This is a genomic window from Nocardiopsis dassonvillei (assembly GCF_964273065.1).
Classification (GTDB): Bacteria; Actinomycetota; Actinomycetes; order Streptosporangiales; family Streptosporangiaceae; genus Nocardiopsis; species Nocardiopsis dassonvillei_B.
This window is the reverse complement of sequence record NZ_OZ186815.1, coordinates 6,177,565-6,195,271: the sequence shown is the minus strand read 5'-3', so window position 1 is coordinate 6,195,271 and position 17,707 is coordinate 6,177,565. Positions and strand designations below refer to the sequence as shown.

Annotated in this window: 15 protein-coding genes; 9 read left to right on the top strand and 6 right to left on the bottom strand. The window is 73.3% G+C overall.

Annotated features, from left to right (window positions below):
* Positions 1-6 precede the first annotated feature (6 nt).
* Entirely contained in the window at positions 7-855 is an 849-nt protein-coding gene (locus ACSUPR_RS27530; protein ID WP_436887755.1) for an ion transporter, read from the bottom strand.
* Between the two features lie 186 nt (positions 856-1,041).
* Between ACSUPR_RS27530 and ACSUPR_RS27525 the strand changes: the two genes are divergently transcribed.
* Positions 1,042-1,365 carry a hypothetical protein gene (locus ACSUPR_RS27525; RefSeq protein ID WP_436887753.1) on the top strand — a complete coding sequence of 108 codons (324 nt, stop codon included), beginning with the start codon at positions 1,042-1,044 and terminating at the stop codon, positions 1,363-1,365.
* Between the two features lie 22 nt (positions 1,366-1,387).
* Here ACSUPR_RS27525 and ACSUPR_RS27520 read toward each other — a convergent pair whose 3' ends face one another.
* Positions 1,388-2,050, bottom strand: a complete 663-nt coding sequence (locus ACSUPR_RS27520) for a FadR/GntR family transcriptional regulator (RefSeq protein ID WP_436892164.1) — start codon at positions 2,048-2,050, stop codon at positions 1,388-1,390.
* A gap of 278 nt (positions 2,051-2,328) precedes the next feature.
* Between ACSUPR_RS27520 and ACSUPR_RS27515 the strand changes: the two genes are divergently transcribed.
* From ACSUPR_RS27515 to ACSUPR_RS27505, 3 genes are read left to right on the top strand one after another with little or no spacing between them, the layout of a single operon-like run.
* Positions 2,329-3,120, top strand: a complete 792-nt coding sequence (locus ACSUPR_RS27515) for a (Fe-S)-binding protein (RefSeq protein ID WP_436887751.1) — start codon at positions 2,329-2,331, stop codon at positions 3,118-3,120.
* Complete coding sequence (locus ACSUPR_RS27510) at positions 3,117-4,556, top strand: lactate utilization protein B (protein ID WP_436887749.1); 1,440 nt, start codon at positions 3,117-3,119, stop codon at positions 4,554-4,556. Before ACSUPR_RS27515 ends, ACSUPR_RS27510 begins: the two co-directional genes overlap by 4 nt.
* A complete protein-coding gene (locus tag ACSUPR_RS27505; protein ID WP_436887748.1) occupies positions 4,553-5,194 on the top strand; it encodes a LutC/YkgG family protein in 642 nt (213 codons plus the stop codon). The genes ACSUPR_RS27510 and ACSUPR_RS27505 overlap by 4 nt, the downstream gene beginning before the upstream one ends.
* Positions 5,195-5,262: 68 nt before the next feature.
* Here the strand turns inward: ACSUPR_RS27505 and ACSUPR_RS27500 are convergent, their stop codons facing one another.
* Positions 5,263-6,768, bottom strand: a complete 1,506-nt coding sequence (locus ACSUPR_RS27500; RefSeq protein WP_436887746.1) for a cytochrome P450 — start codon at positions 6,766-6,768, stop codon at positions 5,263-5,265.
* A 454-nt stretch (positions 6,769-7,222) separates the two neighbouring features.
* Between ACSUPR_RS27500 and ACSUPR_RS27495 the strand changes: the two genes are divergently transcribed.
* The 4 genes from ACSUPR_RS27495 to ACSUPR_RS27480 all read left to right on the top strand — a co-directional run bounded on the left by ACSUPR_RS27495 (position 7,223) and on the right by ACSUPR_RS27480 (position 12,099).
* Entirely contained in the window at positions 7,223-8,539 is a 1,317-nt protein-coding gene (locus ACSUPR_RS27495) for a DUF2786 domain-containing protein (RefSeq protein ID WP_436887744.1), read from the top strand.
* A gap of 75 nt (positions 8,540-8,614) precedes the next feature.
* Complete coding sequence (locus tag ACSUPR_RS27490; RefSeq protein WP_436887742.1) at positions 8,615-9,400, top strand: RNA ligase family protein; 786 nt, start codon at positions 8,615-8,617, stop codon at positions 9,398-9,400.
* Entirely contained in the window at positions 9,384-10,529 is a 1,146-nt protein-coding gene (locus tag ACSUPR_RS27485) for an AAA family ATPase (protein ID WP_436887741.1), read from the top strand. Before ACSUPR_RS27490 ends, ACSUPR_RS27485 begins: the two co-directional genes overlap by 17 nt.
* A gap of 235 nt (positions 10,530-10,764) precedes the next feature.
* Complete coding sequence (locus tag ACSUPR_RS27480; protein WP_436887739.1) at positions 10,765-12,099, top strand: MFS transporter; 1,335 nt, start codon at positions 10,765-10,767, stop codon at positions 12,097-12,099.
* Here ACSUPR_RS27480 and ACSUPR_RS27475 read toward each other — a convergent pair.
* From ACSUPR_RS27475 to ACSUPR_RS27465, 3 genes are all read right to left on the bottom strand, one after another.
* On the bottom strand, positions 12,011-12,589 hold the full coding sequence (locus ACSUPR_RS27475) for a hypothetical protein (protein ID WP_436887737.1): 579 nt from the start codon (positions 12,587-12,589) through the stop codon (positions 12,011-12,013). The genes ACSUPR_RS27480 and ACSUPR_RS27475 overlap by 89 nt on opposite strands.
* Positions 12,586-14,511 (bottom strand): tetratricopeptide repeat protein, encoded by a 1,926-nt coding sequence (locus tag ACSUPR_RS27470; RefSeq protein WP_436887735.1) that lies wholly within the window; start codon positions 14,509-14,511, stop codon positions 12,586-12,588. Before ACSUPR_RS27470 ends, ACSUPR_RS27475 begins: the two co-directional genes overlap by 4 nt.
* A gap of 222 nt (positions 14,512-14,733) precedes the next feature.
* The gene (locus ACSUPR_RS27465) at positions 14,734-14,907 is read right to left on the bottom strand and encodes an FxSxx-COOH cyclophane-containing RiPP peptide (RefSeq protein ID WP_436887733.1); all 174 of its coding nucleotides are present in this window, start codon (positions 14,905-14,907) and stop codon (positions 14,734-14,736) included.
* A gap of 245 nt (positions 14,908-15,152) precedes the next feature.
* On the opposite strand from ACSUPR_RS27465, the gene fxsT reads away from it, so the two are divergent.
* A complete protein-coding gene (gene fxsT, locus ACSUPR_RS27460; protein ID WP_436887731.1) occupies positions 15,153-17,693 on the top strand; it encodes an FxSxx-COOH system tetratricopeptide repeat protein in 2,541 nt (846 codons plus the stop codon).
* Positions 17,694-17,707 lie beyond the last annotated feature (14 nt).

Below are 17,707 nucleotides of genomic sequence, written 5' to 3'. Positions count from 1 at the left end.
CCGCACTCAGCCGCGCCCCGCTCCCTCGCGCTCGCGCTCGCGGCGCAGCAGGGCCACCTCGGCGCGCAGGGCGCGCAGCTCGGTGAGGATGAGGCGCTGCCCGTCGGGCCCCTCGCCGTCGGGGCCGGACTCGTCGGCGCCGACCGGGCCCCCGCCGCCGCCCCCGGACCGCTCGTCGTCGTCCTTCTCCAGGGCCTCCACGGCCACCGCGATGAACAGGTTCAGGGCGACCAGTGTCGACACCAGCACGAACACGACGAAGAAGACCCACGCCATCGGCATGTGCTCCATCACGTCCTTGGCGATGGTGCCCCAGCCGTCGGCGGTGGCGATCTGGAACAGGGTGAACAGCGAGGTGGGCAGGTCCCCGAAGTACTGCGGGGACACTCCGGCGAACAGCCGGGTGGCCATCACCGCCGAGACGTAGAGGAGCAGGACCACGAGGAACAGGATCGACATCATGCCGGGCAGCGCCCGGAACAGCCCGGACACGACGTGGCGCAGGCTGGGGATGACCGACAGCAGCCGCAGGACGCGCAGGACCCGCAGGACCCGCAGCACCGCGAACGGCCCCGAGGAGGGCATCAGGGCCAGGCCCACGATCACCATGTCGAACCAGCTCCACGGGTCCCGGAAGAACTCCTCCCGGTGGGCGTAGATCCGCAGGAGCAGCTCGACCACGAAGAGCGCGAGGATGCACAGGTCGATGCCGTGCAGGATCGTCCCGTGGTCCCGCATGATCCGCGGCGAGGTCTCCACGCCGAGGATGACGCCGTTGATCAGGATGAGGGTGACGACGGTGGCCTGGAACCAGGGGGCGTCGACGATCGCGCGGACACGTTGGCGCAGTGTCACGGGACAGGGGGCTCCATTCCTGGGGGAAGGGGGTTCTGCACTCGAATGCCGATCGCAGAATCCTACCGTCCGTAACGGACGGCGCTCTCCTTCTTGTCCTGCCTCGTCCGTTCTGACACTGGAATACATCGCCCCGAACAGGCATGATCGAGACATAGGGGATGACCGAGGGTGAGGGGGACGCCCGTGGCCGGAGCAACCGAGGGGTCCGACGGGGAGCACCGGGAGCACTGGGAGGACATCGACGACGTGGACGCCGACATGGACGTGGGCGCCCCGGACCAGGACACCGCGGTGGCCGAGTACCTGCTCGACCACCCCCACGGCCTGCGCATCGAGGAGATCGAGGACCACGGTTCCCTGGGGATCCGCGACGAGCTGCGCCGGGAGGTGCCCGAGCAGGCGGACGAGCCCTGGCAGGAGGGGGCTCCCGCGCCCAGGCGCGAGGAGCTGGCCCGGGTGCTGCGGGCCGAGGAGTTCGCCGACCGGCTGCGCGAGCGCGGTCTGTGAGGACGGGGCCGGGCCCCCGGGCTCAGTCCCCGGAGGCCCGGCCCCGTCCGGCCAGTTCGGCGGCGAGCCAGCGCTCCACACGCATGACGTGGACGGTGGCGGCGGCGCGGGCGGCGTCGGGGTCGCGGGCCAGCAGGGCCTCGTGGATGCGCCGGTGGTCCTCGCGCAGCTCACCGGTGAACCCGGCCTCGCGGTGCCCGGCCCAGACCCGGGCGTTGAAGGTGCGCGAGGACAGGCCCTCGTTGACGGCGGCCAGGGTGGCGTTGCCGGTGCTGGCGACGATGGCCTGGTGGAAGCCGAGGTCGGCGCTGACCGTATCGGCCGCGCTGACCGGATCGCCGTCGATGCGGTCCAGGAGCTCGCCGATGCGCCGCAGGTCTGCGTCGCTGGCACGGGCGGCGGCCAGTGCGGTGGCGGCGGGCTCGATCATCCTGCGGACCTGGAGGACCTCCAGGAGGGTGTCGTCGCGGGAGACCTCGGCCAGGACCGAGAAGGTCTCCAGCAGGTCGGAGGGGCGCAGCGCGGTGACGTAGACGCCGGCGCCGTGGCGGGCCTCCAGGACGCCCAGCGTGGTCAGGGAGCGGATGGCCTCGCGCATGGAGCCGCGGGAGACGCCCAGGCGGGCGGCCAGGTCGCGTTCGGTGGGCAGGCGCTGGCCCGGGCCCGCCTCCCCCGAGGCGATCATCTCCTTGATGCGTTCGACGGCCCGCTGGGTGACCGAGGTCCGGTCGTCCACGCAACGCCCCCCGTTCCCACGACTCCTGCGCCCGGGGGCCGGACCTGTGAGGCCGGACACCATCCCCGCATGAGAGATCATACCAATTCGCCCCTTCGATCCTCTCTGCAGGAGTGAACCCCCTGGTTCTTGCTCCGATTCACCCGGTTATGTCAAAGTGGTCTGACCACTGAGAGGCTCGTGGCGAGCAGGCCGCCCGCCGGTCCGGCGCGGCGCGAAGGAGGCCCATGCGGATCGCACTATTCATCACCTGTGTCAACGACACGCTCTTCCCCGACACCGGCCGGGCCGTGGTGCGCCTCCTGGAGCGGCTGGGACACGAGGTCGTCTTCCCCGAGGACCAGACCTGCTGCGGGCAGATGCACTACAACACCGGCTACCGCCGCCCAGCGAGCAGGCTCGCCGTGCGGTTCGTGCGGACCTTCGAGGACGCCGACGCGGTCGTGGTGCCCTCCGGTTCCTGCGCGGCCATGGTCCGCGACAACTACCCGCGCCTGGGCGCGAGCGGCAGCCGCCTGTCCCGCAAGGTCGCCGCCCTGGCCCCCCGCGTGTACGACCTCACCGAGTTCCTCGTGGACGTCCTGGGCGTCACCGACGTGGGCGCCTACTACCCGCACAGGGTCGTCTACCACCCCACCTGCCACGGGCTGCGGATGCTCGGCCTGGGCGACCGCCCCTACGAGCTGCTGCGCGCGGTGCGCGGCCTGGAACTGGTCGAACTGCCCGGGGCCACCGAATGCTGCGGGTTCGGCGGCACGTTCGCGGTCAAGAACGGCGACGTCTCCTCCGCCATGGGCGCCGACAAGGCCCGCCACGCCCTGGAGACCGGCGCCGAGGTGCTGTGCGCCGTGGACAACTCCTGCCTGATGCACATCGGCGGCGTCCTCTCCCGCCAGCGCGCCGGGATGAGGGTCGCCCACATCGCCGAGATCCTGGCCAGCACCGAGAAGGACTTCGAGGGCGCCGGGACCGATCAGACCGACCAGGCCCGAACCGAGAAGGAGGGTGCGGCCCGATGAGCAGCGCCACGTTCCTGGGCATGCCGCCCTTCCCCGAGGCCGCCCGCACCGCCGTGAAGGACTCGCGGCTGCGCTACAACCTGCGCAAGGCCACGCACACCATCCGCGACAGGCGCGGCCTGGTGGTGGACGAGCTGGGCGAGGACTGGGCCCGGCTGCGGGCCGAGGGGGCCGCGGTCAAGGAGCACACCCTGCGCCACCTCGACCACTACCTGGAGCAGCTGGAGGAATCGGTCACCCGCGCGGGCGGACACGTCCACTGGGCGTCCGACGCCGCCGAGGCCAACAGGATCGTCACCGGCCTGGTGCAGGCCACCGGCGAGACCGACGTGGTCAAGGTCAAGTCGATGGCCACCCAGGAGATCGAGCTCAACAACGCCCTGGAGGCCGCGGGCATCACCGCCTACGAGACCGACCTGGCCGAGCTGATCGTCCAGCTGGGCGACGACCTGCCGTCGCACATCCTGGTGCCCGCCATCCACCTGGGACGCTCCCAGATCCGGGAGATCTTCCTGGAGCAGATGGCCGAGTGGGGGACGCCCGCACCACCCGGGCTGACCGACGACCCGCGGGCGCTGGCCGAGGCCGCCCGGGCACACCTGCGCGAACGGTTCCTGCGCACCCGCACCGCCATCTCGGGCGCCAACTTCGCGGTGGCCGACTCGGGCACGCTCGTGGTGCTGGAGTCGGAGGGCAACGGGCGCATGTGCCTGACCCTGCCGCAGACCCTCATCTCGGTGGTGGGCATCGAGAAGATCGTTCCGACCTGGAACGACCTGGAGGTGTTCATGCAGCTGCTGCCGCGCTCCTCCACGGGGGAGCGGATGAACCCCTACACCTCGACCTGGACCGGGGTGACCCCGGGCGACGGCCCGCAGGAGTTCCACCTGGTCCTGCTCGACAACGGCCGCACCGACGTGCTGGCCGACACCGTGGGCCGCCAGGCACTGCGCTGCATCCGCTGCTCGGCGTGCCTGAACACCTGCCCGGTCTACGAGCGCACCGGCGGCCACTCCTACGGCTCGGTCTACCCGGGCCCGATCGGCGCGATCCTCACCCCTCAGCTGCGCGGGATGTCCTCGGAGGTCGACGAGGCCCTGCCCTACGCGTCGTCGCTGTGCGGCGCCTGCTACGAGGTGTGCCCCGTGGCCATCGACATCCCCGAGGTGCTGGTGCACCTGCGCGAGGAGGTCGCCGGAGGCAGGGGCCACGCGGGCGAGAAGGCCCTGATGTCGGGCGCCGAGGCGGTGTTCTCGTCCTCGGGCGCCCTGGGCGCCGTGCAGCGCGCCGCCGGGCTGGGCCGCAACCTGGTCCCCCGGCACCTGCCCGGCCCGGCCGGGGCCTGGACCGACACCCGGGACGTCCCCGACATCCCGGCGGAGTCGTTCCGCCGCTGGTGGAACGAGCGCGACGGAGCTCAGGAGGAAGGCCGATGAGCGCCAAGGAAGCGATCCTGGCCCGGGTGCGGGCCGCCCTGGCCGACGTGCCCGCCGACGAGCCGGTGCACCGTCCGCGCGAGCGGACGTACCTCGACTCCCACGGTGTGGGACCCACCCTCGAGGTGCTGGAGGACCGCCTGGTCGACTACAGGGCGCTGGTGCGCCGGGTCCCCGCCGACCGGGTCGGCGAGGAGGTCGCCGCCGCACTGGAGCGGCGCGGCGCCCGCCGCGTCGTGGTGCCTTCGGGCCTGCCGGCGGAGTGGACGGCCCGGACCGGCGCCGAGACCCTGGCCGACTCCCGGGAGGCGCCCCTGTCGGTGCGCGAGCTGGACACCGCCGACGGTGTGGTCACCGCGTGCGCGGTCGCCGTCGCCGACACCGGGACGATCGTCCTGGACGGCGGCCCCGACCAGGGGCGGCGCGCCATCTCCCTGGTCCCCGACTACCACCTGTGCGTGGTGCGCGCCGACCAGGTCGTGGACGGGGTGCCCCAGGCGGTGCGCCTGCTCGACCCGGCCCGGCCGCTCACCTGGATCAGCGGACCCTCGGCCACCAGCGACATCGAGCTGAACCGGGTGGAGGGGGTGCACGGCCCCCGCACCCTGGAGGTGCTGCTGGTCGAGACCGCCGTCTGAGGGGCTCCGCCGGGGCGGGGCGGGCCCCGCCCCGGCGGAGCACCCCCTGCTCCGTTCGGCCCGTCCGTTCAGCCCCGGGGCCGCCAGGCCGCCAGGAGCCGCTCCAGCGGGTCGGGGGCCTCCTCCTTCTCCGCGAAGGGGGCCTGGTAGCGGGCGCCCGCCCTCTGCGGGGCGCGGCGCCCGGCGGGCCGGGCCTCCACGACCACCGCCTCGGTCCGCCCGCCGCCCTCCCCTCCCTGCCGGGCCAGCGGCGCCTGGTAGCGGGCACCCTGTGCGGCGGGCCGCCGCCTGCGGCGGATCCACGTGCGCACCGGCCCCCGCTCCCGGGGGCTCTCCGCCTGCTCGGCGCGCTCCCCGGTGGGGGTGAACCACACCGGCAGCTCCTCCAACCCGTGCACCGACAGCGAGGGGCGCCACCGCAGGCCGGCCGGTTCCACCGCCAGCACCATGCCGCGCAGCCGGTCCACGGCCAGGTCGATGGCGGTGCGCACCAGCTCCCGGGAGAACGCGGTGGCCGGGCAGCGGTGCGCGCCCGCCCCCCACCCCAGGTGGGAGCGGTTCCCGGCCATGGTCATCGCGTCGCCGCCGCCCCGCGCCACGGACGGGTCGGTGTGCGCCGCGGCCAGCCCGAACAGCAGCGGCTCACCCCGGCGGATGTGCGCGCCCGCGAACCGGATGTCCATGGCGGAGTAGCGCCCGGCCAGGACCTGCAGGGGCGGGTCCGTCCACATGACGTAGTCGACGAAGTCCTCCGGGGTGAGGGTGCCGCCCAGGTAGGCGGTCCACAGCCGGGGGTCCTCCAGCAGCCTGAGCAGCGAGTTGCCGATCAGGTGGGTGGTGGGCTCGTGCCCCGCCTCCCACAGCAGGGTCAGCGCCTCGACCGCCTCCTCGTCGGTGAGCGCGCCGGGGTGGGCCAGCAGGTGCCCGACCAGGTCCTCGCCGGGTTCACGGCGCTTGCGCTCCACCAGCCCCCGGAAGTAGTCGCGCACGGCCCGGGCGGCGGCCGACCGCTCCTGCGGGTCGCCGCTCCAGGACAGCACGGCGATGTCGGCCAGCAGCCGGCCGTACTCGTCGGGCAGGCCGAACAGCTCGTTGAGGACCAGGGCGGGCAGCGGGGCGGCGTACCGGCCGATGAGGTCGGCGCTCCCCTCGGCGGCGACCCGGCCCAGCAGGTGCACCGCAGCGCGTTCGACCACCGGGACCAGGCGGGCGGTGCCGACCCCGGCCAGGGCGTCCACGATGGGCACCCGCAGGCGCTGGTGCTCGGAGCCGTCGCGGCCCAGCGCCTCGGTGCGCACCTGGACCCCGTCCGCGCGCCACGGGCGCGGGTCCGCGGAGAAGTGGGTCCGGTCCCGCAGGGCCTGGAGGTTCTCCTTGTAGCCCAGCAGGAGCCAGCCGGGCACTCCGGGGCCGAGCTCCACCGGGACCAGCCCGCCGTGGCGTTCGCGCAGCCGCCGCCAGGGGAGCCCGCCTCCCCGGTGCAGCATGAGGGCGCCGTCCGGACCGTAGGGGCACGGGGGCTCCTCCGCGGTCGCGGTGCCCTCATGGTCGGTGGGACCGGTGCCCTGGTGCATGGAGACTCCTCGGTGGCTGCGGATGCAGGAGACGCTAGGTCCGGGATGTTTCCGCATTGCTTCGGGGAGGAAAGCTCCACCTTTCCTGGACGGGCGACCGGCCCGGCGGGGGACGGAACCGGATTGAGGGGTATGGCACGTGTCCGGCGCTCCAGCGGACCAAAGGGGCGTTGCTCCCACCATCGGCGAAAGCACCCGAAAGGGCCGCCGACCGGGCGGTTCGGGCCCGGGAACCGCGGTCCGCGCGGACGGCGGGGGACCTTTCCCGGAGTGGACACGCGACGCGGGAGCCTTTCCCGACAGGACCGCGCACACGCCCGAGCGGACGTTTTTCCCGGGTATTTCCGTTCCCTCACGTGGAAGGCGGGCGGTTCCCGCGGCGGAGCGGGTGCGCGCCGCTCGGTAGGATCGTCCACCGGCCGCGAACGACATGCGCGGGCAGCGCGCGAACGACATGCGCGAACGACGGGGGGGACACGGGGTGGGGAGCAGGAAGCGGCGGGCGCCCGGACGGCGCGAACGGACCGTGCCCGACTGGGACGGCCCCGCGCCCGCGTCCCCTCCGGCCGACATCGTCACCGAGGCCGTCGACGCCCTCGTCACGGGGCGCGGCGGCGGTGGCGTCGACCTGGCGGCGGCACTGCTCGCCGACACCGAGGACCCGGACCGGGCCCGCGCCGCCGAACAGGCCCTGACCGCGGCCCTGCTCGACGCCGCCCGGTCGGTGTGGGCACGCGGCTGGCAGCCCGCCGAGACCGTGCGCCGGCTGGGCCGCCTGCTGGGCCCGGCCGCCGCCGCGGTGGGCGCCCACGCGGCCGCCGCGGACCTGGACCTGCACTCCCCCGCGACCGTCGACCCCGCCTGGGCCGCGCAGGTGCGGGCCCTGGACACCATCGCCGACCCGCTGGCGCACCTGGCCGACGCCCACGGCCTGCTGCGCTTCGAAGCGGTCGAACAGGTGCTGCGGACCCTGGCCGCCCTGCGCGCCCTGCCACCGCTGCAGCGCCTCATGGACCCGCCCGGCTCCCACCGCCCCCGCAGGCCCCGTCCCTCCCGCGCGCGCACCGAGGTGGACCGCGGCAAGCTCTCCCGTGTCCGGGCCCTGCTGGCCAAGGCCGAGTCCACCGAGTTCCCCGAGGAGGCCGAGGCGCTCAGCACCCGCGCCCAGGAGCTCATGGCCCGGCACAGCATCGACCGGGCGCTGCTGGAGGCCGACGAGGCCGAGTCCTCCGAGGCCGGGTACGCCAGGCGGCTGCCGGTGGACGCCCCCTACGACGACTCCAAAGCGGTTCTGCTGCACGAGGTCGCCGAGGCCAACCACTGCCGGGCGGTGTGGCACCGCGAACTGGAGACGTGCACCGTCATGGGCTTCCCCGACGACGTGGACGCCGTCGACCTGCTTTTCACCTCCCTGCTGGTGCAGGCGGAGGCCGCGATGCGGGCCGGCAGCTCGGTGCGCGACCGGGCCGGGCGCCGGGCGGGCAAGGACTTCCGGTCCTCGTTCATGTCCGCATTCGCGGTGCGCGTCGGCGAACGCCTCACCGAGGCCGCCCGCAGCGTCCGCGACGCCGCCCAGGCCGAGGCCGGGCGCGACCTGGTGCCGCTGTTCGCCGCCCGCGAGCGCGAGGTGGAGAAGGCCGTGGAGCAGGCCTTCGGCGAGCTCACCTACTCGCGGATGCGCGGACCCTACAGCGAGGACGGGTGGAACGCCGGGAGGGCCGCCGCCGACGCGGCCTCCCTGGGATCGCGCCGCCCCGTCGCCGACCGCTGACCCGGGCCCCGCCCGCGCCCCCTCGCCCGGAAAACCCCTGGCCGCCCGGCCGGGCACCGCGCTAGAACAGTGCCCATGCACAAGTACCCGCGGACCCGGCACATCCAAGGATCGCGCCTGCAACCCGGTGACCGGGACCTGTCCGCGGTCCCCTTCCGCGCCATCGCCGGACGGCACCTGGTCGTGGAGGAGAAGCTCGACGGCGCCAACGCCGGGATCGGGTTCGGCCCCGGCGGCGACCTGCGCCTGCAGAGCCGCGGACACTACCTGACCGGAGGCCCCCGCGAACGGCAGTTCGCGCCGTTCAAGGCCTGGGCCGCCACCCTGGCCCCGCGGCTGCACGAGCGGCTGGGCGACCGGTACGTGCTGTACGGCGAGTGGATGTACGCCAAGCACACCGTGTACTACGACGCCCTGCCCCACCTGTTCTGCGAGTTCGACATCCTCGACACCCGCGACGGGACCTTCCTGGACACCCCCTCCCGGCGGGAGATGCTCGCCGGCCTCCCCGTCGCGTCGGTGCCCGTCCTGCACACCGGCCCCCTGGACCGGCTGGACGACCTCACCGCCCTGGTCGGCCCCTCCGGCTGCCGAACCCCGCGCTGGCGCCAGGCCCTGGCCGAGGCGGCGCGCGCCGGCGGCGCCGACCCCGACCGGGCCCTGGCCGAGAGCGACGGCTCCGACCTGATGGAGGGCCTGTACATCAAGGTCGAGGAGGGCGGACGCACCGTCGACCGCTACAAGTGGGTGCGCGCCGACTTCACCACCGCCGTCCTGGACTCGGGGACCCACTGGATGGACCGCCCCCTCATCGCCAACGGCCTGGCCGACCCGGAGGTGCTCTATGCGGACGCACGTTGAGTTCGCCGACCTGGCCGGGCTGTGCCCCGCCCCGCCCGCCTGGGACCTGGACTGGGACCGGGTGCGCGAGGCACTGCCCGAGATCCGCGCCCTCGAGGGCGTCGAACAGGACCCGGTCCACCACGCCGAGGGGGACGTGGCCGTGCACACCCGCATGGCCTGCGAGGCGCTGGCCTCCCTCCCCGAATGGCGGTCCCGCCCCGCCGAGGAGCGGGCGCGGCTGTTCACCGCCGTGCTGCTGCACGACATCGCCAAACCCCTGTGCACCCGGCGCGACGACGCCGGCCGCGTCACCGCCCACGGCCACTCCCGGCGCGGCGACCTCATGGTGCGCGGCATCCTGTGGCGGCTGGGCGCCCCCGTCGCCCAGCGCGAGCACGTGGCGGCGCTGGTACGCCACCACCAGGTCCCGTTCTGGGCGCTGGAACGCCCCGACCTGCGCCGCATCGCGTTCCGGGTGAGCCTGACCGCCCGCAACGACGACCTGGTGCTGCTCGCCACCGCCGACATCCTGGGGCGCCGCTGCGGGGACACCGCCGAGGTGCTGGAGAACATCGGCCTGTACCGCGAGTACTGCGCGGAACAGGCCTGTCTGGACCGGCCGCGCGCCTTCCCCTCCGACCACGCCCGGTTCTGGTTCTTCCGCCGCCCCGACCGCGACCCCGACCACGACGCCTACGACGACACCCGGATGACCGCCACCGTCATGTCCGGCCTGCCCGGGGCGGGCAAGGACACCTGGATCGCCCGGGAGCGCCCCGACCTGCCGGTGGTGGGCCTGGACGCGATCCGCGCCGAACTGGGCGTGAAGCCCACCGACGACCAGCGGCCCGTGGCGGCGGCCGCCCAAGAGCGCGCCCGCGAGCACCTGCGGGCGCGCCGGTCCTTCGTCTGGAACGCCACCAACGTGTCCCGCTCGCTGCGCGACCGCTGCACCGACCTGGCCGCCGCCTACGGCGCCCGGGTGGAGATCGTCGCCGTCGAGGCCCCGCCCCGGGTACTGCGCACCCGCCTGGACCGCCGCCCCGCCCCGGTCCCGGCGGCGGTCGTCGACCGCCTCGTCGGCCGCTGGGAGCACCCGGACACGACGGAGGCCCACCGGCTCACCCTCGTGGGAACCGGGTCCTGACGATCTTCATCGGCTGTTGACGTGTTGCGCGCCCGCACGCTCCCGCAGCGCATTAAGCTGACGCCGTCCCACTGCGGCGCCGCACGGACGACACACGGTCGCGGCGCCGCCTCACGGCCCATCCGGCCACCGAGGCAGGTAGGAAAAGACGGCACCCCGGAGATGCCACCGGATCCCCGACCGCCGTCGGACAACGACGTCGACTTCCTTCCGAGGCCATGCCCGAGACCTCCGCATGGACGGGGTGACCGCCCGGACCCGCGCCGCGGCACCGCCCCCCGTCCCCGAGAACACCGGCGACCGCCCCCCGTGGCGGCGCCACTTCGCCCTGCTGTGGAGCGGCGGGGCGCTCAACGGCCTGGGCACCATGACCTTCACCCTGATGGTGCCGCTGCTCGCACTGGCGCAGTCGGGGTCGCCCGTGACGGCGGCCTGGATCGCCGCGGCAGGGCTGGTCCCCAACCTGGTGCTGCACCTGCCCCTGGGCGTCCTGGCCGACCGGGGGGACCCGCGCCGGATGATGCTGGCAGCCCAGACGGGGCGCCTCATGGTCATCATCCTGCTGGTGGCCCCGGTGGTCCTGTGGTCGGCGCCGGTCCACCTGCTGGCCGCGGCGACGGCACTGCACGCGGTCTGCTCGACGCTGTTCGAGGCGGCGGCGGCCATCGCCATCCCCTGCCTGGTGCCCAGGAGCGAGCTCGCCTCCGCCTCCGCCAAGAACGAGGCCCACGTCCACGGCTCCCAGATGATCGGACGCCCCCTGGGCGGGTTCCTGTTCGGACTGGCGGCATGGGCGCCCGTCCTGTCCAACGCCTTCGTATCGCTGTGCGTGCTGGCGGGGACCTCCTTCCTGCCGCGCGGGATGCGCCCGGAGGACGAACCCGCGCCCGGTCGGCGCCCCTCCCTGGTCCGCGAGTTCTCCGCCGGCCTGGTCCTGCTGCTCCGCGACCGCCTGCTGACGCTGACGCTCGTGGTGTGCACCGTCACCAACGCCGTGTTCCAGGTGGTGTGGCTGGTCATCATGCTGGTGGCCACCGACCGGGAACTGCCGCCCCACCTCATCGGCGCGATCCTGGCGGCCACCGGGGTCGGGGGACTGCTCGGCTCGGTCCTGGCCCCGCACCTGGTGAGCAGGGTCTCGGCCCCGCGCATGGTGGTCCTGTGCGTGTGGACCTGGGCACTGTCCCTGGCCGTGCTGGTGCTGGCCCTGTGGCTGGATCCTCGCTGGCTCATGGTGGGGTTGCCCCTGACCTGGGGGACCATCGGGTTCGTCGGCGCCCACATGAATGTCACGCGCGGCACCTACCGTGCCCTGCACGTCCCCCCGCGGCTCCTGGGCCGGGTCATCGGCACCGACCGGGTCTTCACCAGCGGCGCCCTGCCCCTGGGCATGGTGTGCGGCGGCTACCTGCTGGAGTACCTGTCCCCGAGGGCGACCTCCGTGATACTGCTGGCCGGGGTCGGGGTGATCGCGCTGGCCGTCACACTCCTGCTCCCTGTTCTGGAACGGTCGGCGGCGGGGAGACCGCGTCCAACAGGCGCCGCAGCGCCGCATCCGGTCCTTCCCTGATCTCGTCGGGGGTGATGTGCTCCCGCGAGATCACCCGGGTCGAGACCTCCTCCACCGTCCCCGCCAGCTCCGCGGCCAGGCCGCGCTCCCGCTCGGGCAGGGCCGTCCGCAGCCGTTCGACGGCGGTGAGCGCGGCGAACACCTCGTCGGGCAGCCGCTCCAGCAGGCCGACCAGGTCGTCCCCTCCGTGCCCTGAAGGGCCCGTCCTGCGCACGTGCAGGATCCACCGGGCGGTGACGTTGAAGCGCAGCACCGTGCTGCGGACGTCGTCGACCCGCTGTTCGAAGGACTCCGTCCAGCGGTCCCGGTCCTCACGCTCCCAGCGGACGCGCTCGGCCTCCAGGGCGTTGCGGGCCCGTTCGCTCTCGGCCCTGACCGCCCGGCCGCCGGTGACGGCCGAGGCGGTGATGGTGGCCGTCGCGGTGGTCACCCCCGTGATGAGCGCGACGAGCACGGTCGGATCGGACAGTTGGGCCAGGACCCCCGTCACCCCTCCTCCGACAGCCGGGTTGCGGCGGACACCTGGTGCGGCGGCAGGGGCGGATGGTGCGCCCTGACCGCGCGTGCCGCCAGCCGGGCGGCGAGATCGCGGTCTCCGCGCAGGCGGCGCACCCGGGCCGCGCGCAGCAGTACCGGGCCGCTGTCGGAGGCCTGGGCCAGGGCCTCGTCCAGCTCTTCCGACCAGGTGCCGACACCGGCGAGGGTGGCCTGGGCCAGGGCCCGGGCGGTCCGGGTGGACGGACTGTCCGGGGTCCGTAGACGCTCCAGGTCGCGCAGCGCGGAGGCGGCCTCCCCCCGGTCGGCGAGGATCTCTCCCCGGGTCCGGCGGGCCTCGGTGCTGGACGCGTCGCGGGCCAGCACCCGGTCCAGGACGTCCAGGGCCGACTCGGCCTGACCTGCGTGCCACAGGGCCTGGCCCAGGCCCGTCTGCAGGCCGGGGTCGGTGACGGCCCGGCCGGCCGAGGCCCCGAGGACGTTCAGCGCGGCGGGCCGGTCACGGGCCAGCAGCAGGCAGCGGGCCTGTGCGACCAGGACGTAGCCCACGGCCGTGCCCTCCCCCGCTGAGGCCCACAGGCCGACCGCCTCCTGGTAGAGGCGGGCCGCGGAGGGGAGGTCCCCCTCCTGGAAGGCCAGGTCTCCGAGCAGGGAGACGATCCGGGCGCGCCCGCCGGACCGGGGCGTCGGCCGGGCGGCCAGGGCCCTGCGCGCGTGTTCCCGGGCCACCGGGAGATCGCCCTGCTCCCGGTTGCGGCACGCGAAGGAGAAGTGCGCGCCGGCGTCGCGGGGGATCTCGGGGAGGCGGTCCGGCGAGGACAGGGGCCCGGCCAGGCGGGGGTGCCGCACCACATAGGCGCCGTCGGCGTGGTGCCGGGTCAGGAGGTGCCCGTCCTGGAGCGCGCGGGCGGCGTTCTCGCCACCGCGGAAGGGCCTGACCCCCCGGTCCCCCGATGCCAGGACACGGTCGAGCCAGCCGCGCAGCGCACGCGGGGACAGGAGGCATTCGGCCGCCGTCTCGGCCAGGACACGGGCCGTGTGGGCGCGCAGGGCCCGGTCGGTGTCGGCGGCCGGATCGCCGCTGAGGGACCGGTCCCGGTCGGCGCGGTCCTCCCACATCGCCCGGCCGGCGATCTGGAGCAGTCCCGGGTCCACGGTCCCGCCGCCCTCCCCTCCCGGGGCCGCGGTGGCCAGCGCCCGGGCGAGCAGCCGCCCCTGCCCCGGGTCCAACCGGTGCCCCACGCGTTCCAGGGAGCGATCGACGGCGTCGGCCGCCGCCCGGGCCGAGAACGGCCCCAGGGCGACCTCGGCGAACCGCAGGGCGTGCTTGTCGAGCAGGCCGCGCAGTTCGTCCCGGTGGTCGGTGCGCACGCAGAGCAGCAGGTGCAGTTCCCCCGGTTCCTCCAGGCAGGAGAAAAGCTCCTCCAGCAGGTCGCGTCGGCTCTGTTCGTCCGCTCCGCCGGGGCGCAGGAGGAACTCGAGCCGGTCCACAGCCGCGAACACCGGGACCGGCAGACCGTAGCGGTCGGAGCGGGCGCGGGCGCGGACCAGATCCGCGACGGAGCGGCCGGGAGGGCCGTCGGGATCCCAGGAGGAGACCAGCGCGCGGGTGTAGGGATTCTGGTCGGGCAGGACGGCGGCCGGCAGCCCCGCGTCCGACCACCGCCGACCGCCGTCGGCCAGCACATCCCCTGCCCGGTCGGTGATCGCGGGGACGGCGCCCGCGTGCAGCAGGGAGGTCTTCCCGACCCCCGTGTCGCCGTGCAGAACAGTGAGGTGGTGGTTCCGCCACGCGGAGACGAGTTCCGCGGTCTCTTTCTCGCGCCCGTGAAAGAAAAGGCGGTCCAGGGCGCGGAAAGGACGTGAACCGATGAACGGCCCTGGATCCCTCTCCGGATTAATGCCGGCTCGTTTCATGGAATGACCTCTGACCAGCGGAAACAGAACGCCGGAAGTGGATACCGGCCGCGAGGGGACATCGGACTCGCCCGGACGGCCCCCTTTGCGCCGATGCCGTCTCCGCACACGAGGAACCGGATTCGGGATACCCGGTCGGAACCTTCGGATCGGCGGGGCCGAAGACCGCCGGCCCCTCCCGCAACAGAACGCCCGCCGCCTCCGGCGGCAGGCCGTCCTCTCCTAGGCTCCCTCGTTCTCGAAGGCGGCCACCGCTTCGCTCTCCGCCCCGTCCGGATCGAGGATCGTCCGCAGGGCGGCGGCGATGGCGGACTCGCCGAAGGCGTCGACATCGCACAGGGACCATCCGGAGACGGCCAGGTCGGGCAGGCGCTCGACGGGTTCCTTGGTTCGCACCGTCCACTCTTTCCCGCACATCGATGAGTGCGAAGTCCGACGACTTTGGGAAACCATTCTCGCGCGCTTCCCGTGAACTTTCCAGACCTCTACCCACTGTCCTTCCGGTAGCCGATGTCCTACCCTGAAGGCCACCTGTCTCCGCAATACCCCGGGAATCGGAACGATCACACCGAGACCAACTCCCGACCGGAATCAAGAAAAGAGTTTCCGGTGTGACATATGTGAATCCGGAGGATAACCGAGTGACCCATGTGCACAAGCCGACGAGCAGCCGGGCCTCCGGACGCTTTCCCGAGGTCTGGGGGGGTGTACCGTCGCGTAACAAGAACTTCACCGGGCGCACCCGGCAGCTCGAACAGCTCAGGTCGGGGCTGATGAGCCAGATCACCGCCGTCGTCCCGCACGCGCTCCACGGTTACGGCGGTGTCGGCAAGACCCTCATGGCGGTGGAGTACGCACACCTGTACAGGTACGAGTACGACCTGGTGTGGTGGATCAACGCGGACCAGCCGGGCCTGGTGCGCTCATCCCTCGCGCACCTGGCCCCCCACATGGGACTGCCCGGGGTGAACGTCAGCGGGATCGAGGAGGCTTCCGAGAACGTCCTGGACGCGCTGCGCCGCGGGGAGCCCCACCGCAGGTGGCTCCTGATCTACGACAACGCGGACGAACCCGAGGACCTGCGCAACGTCATCCCCGAGGGCGGCGAGCACGGACACGTGCTCATCACCTCCCGCAACCACCGCTGGGAGGCGACGGCCCAGACCGTCTCCGTGGACGTCTTCCCCGAGACCGAGAGCATCGAGTTCCTCAAGAAGCGCATCCCCCGCGGCATCACCCGCAAGGAGGCGGAGGAGCTCGCCGAGGCCCTGGGACACCTGCCCCTGGCCCTGGAGCAGGCCGGCGCCCTGCGAGCGGAGACGGGCATGTCGAACGCCGAGTACCTGAGGCTCCTCTCCGAACAGCCCGCCTCCCTGCTCCGCGAGGGCAAGCCGACCGAGTACCCGGCCCCGATGACCGCCGCCTGGCAGTTGTCGGTGAGCAAGCTCCAGGAGAACCTGCCCGAGGCGATGGAGCTGCTCCGCTGCTGCTCGTTCTTCGGCCCCGACCCCATCCCCAGGGACATCTTCTTCCCGGTGGAGGACTCCCGGGTCCGTCCGGTGATGACGGAGCTGCTCAACAACCCCATCCGGCTGAGCCGGGCCATCGGGCACCTGGGGCGCTACGCGCTGATCCGCCTGGACGGCACCAACCGCACGATCCAGGTCCACCGGCTGATCCAGACCCTGGTCCGTGCCGAGCTGAGCGCCGAGCAGCGCACGGCCGTCCGCGAGGAGGTCTGGACCCTGCTGGCGACCGCCACCCCGGCCGGCACGAGCGATCCGGACTCACGTACGCGCTTCCTCCAGTTGATACCCCATCTGCGCCCCTCCGGGATCGTCGAGAGCACCGCCGACGACGCCCGGCGGTTCGCGCTCGACATCCTGGACTTCCTCTACGCTTCCGGCAACTACGCGATGAACGAGCGCTACGCGCACGAGTTCATCGAACAGTGGTCGCGCGACTCCGGCCCCGACGATCCGAATGTGCTGGAAGCGCAGATCAAGTACGGCAACCGACTGCGTGAAGCAGGGCGCTACCAGGAGGCCCACGACCTGGACCGGGCACTGCTGCCCCGGGCCCGTGCGGTCCTGGGGCCGAGCGACCCCCTGACCCTGTCGGTGCTCTCCGGACTGGGCGCGGACATGCGCACCTCCGGGGACTTCCGTGAGGCGCGCGTCCACGACGAGGAGACCCTGCGCCTGCACGAGGAAGTGCTGGGCCCCACCGCGCCGGCCACCCTGCGCGCCATGTACAACCTGTCCATCGACTACGTCCTGACCAGTGACTTCGAGAGGGCACGGGACCTCAACGAACGCGTCTACCTGTTGCACAACCGACAGACCCGGTCCCCGGGTTCCCCGGCCCTGCTGTCCTACCTCAACGGACTGGCCACCGTCATCCGCCTGCTCGGCAACTACACCGAGGCCTGCGACATGGGCGAGGAGGCCCTGGCCTACGGCATCGAACAGCTCGGCGCCGACCACCCGCGCACCCTCCAGGCCCAGATCAGCCTGGCCACCTCCCTGCGCATGAACGGGGACCTGGACCAGGCCCTGGAACTGGCGCAGGACGGCCATTCACGGCACCTGCGCCTGTACAGCCTGAACCATCCCCACACCCTCGCCGCCGCGATGTGCCTGGCCAACACCTGGCGCATGACCGGAGCACTGTCGGAGGCCCTGCAACTGGCCGAGGACACCGACCTGCGCTATGACGACGTCTACGGCTCGGACCACCCCTACAACCACGGGTGCACCAGCAACGTCGCCCTCCTGTACCGCCTGGTCGGGGAGAACGAACGTGCCCGCGAACTCAACGAGAGGTCGTTGGCCGGGCTGGAGGCCAAGTTGGGGCGCGACCACCACTACTCCCTGGGGGTCGCGATGAACCTGGCGGGCGACCTGGCCGCGCTCGGGGACACCAAGAACGCCGCGCGGCTGGGCCGGGGCACTCTGCGCCGCCTGCGCGCGCTGCTGGGCGAGGAGCACCCGCTGACCCTGAACTGCGCGGCCAACCTCACCATGGACCTCCGGGCGGAGGGGGAGGGCGAGGAGGCCGAAGCCCTGCGCGCGCAGATCGGTCCGCTGTTCACCCGGGTGCACGGTGCCGAGCACCAGTTCACCCAGGCGTTCCACGACGGGCGGCGGCTGTCCTTCGACTTCGACCCCCGCCAGCTCTGACCCCGGCCCGGGGC

Bases quoted from the DNA above. Each gene is read 5' to 3' on its own strand.
- ACSUPR_RS27520 (WP_436892164.1), bottom strand. From the start codon at position 2,050: ATGATCGCCTCGGGGGAGGCGGGCCCGGGCCAGCGCCTGCCCACCGAA.
- ACSUPR_RS27485 (WP_436887741.1), top strand. From the start codon at position 9,384: ATGCGGACGCACGTTGAGTTCGCCGACCTGGCCGGGCTGTGCCCCGCC.
- ACSUPR_RS27510 (WP_436887749.1), top strand. From the start codon at position 3,117: ATGAGCAGCGCCACGTTCCTGGGCATGCCGCCCTTCCCCGAGGCCGCC.
- ACSUPR_RS27480 (WP_436887739.1), top strand. From the start codon at position 10,765: ATGGACGGGGTGACCGCCCGGACCCGCGCCGCGGCACCGCCCCCCGTC.
- ACSUPR_RS27490 (WP_436887742.1), top strand. From the start codon at position 8,615: ATGCACAAGTACCCGCGGACCCGGCACATCCAAGGATCGCGCCTGCAA.
- ACSUPR_RS27505 (WP_436887748.1), top strand. From the start codon at position 4,553: ATGAGCGCCAAGGAAGCGATCCTGGCCCGGGTGCGGGCCGCCCTGGCC.
- ACSUPR_RS27495 (WP_436887744.1), top strand. From the start codon at position 7,223: ATGCGCGAACGACGGGGGGGACACGGGGTGGGGAGCAGGAAGCGGCGG.
- ACSUPR_RS27515 (WP_436887751.1), top strand. From the start codon at position 2,329: ATGCGGATCGCACTATTCATCACCTGTGTCAACGACACGCTCTTCCCC.
- ACSUPR_RS27470 (WP_436887735.1), bottom strand. From the start codon at position 14,511: ATGAAACGAGCCGGCATTAATCCGGAGAGGGATCCAGGGCCGTTCATC.
- ACSUPR_RS27500 (WP_436887746.1), bottom strand. From the start codon at position 6,768: ATGCACCAGGGCACCGGTCCCACCGACCATGAGGGCACCGCGACCGCG.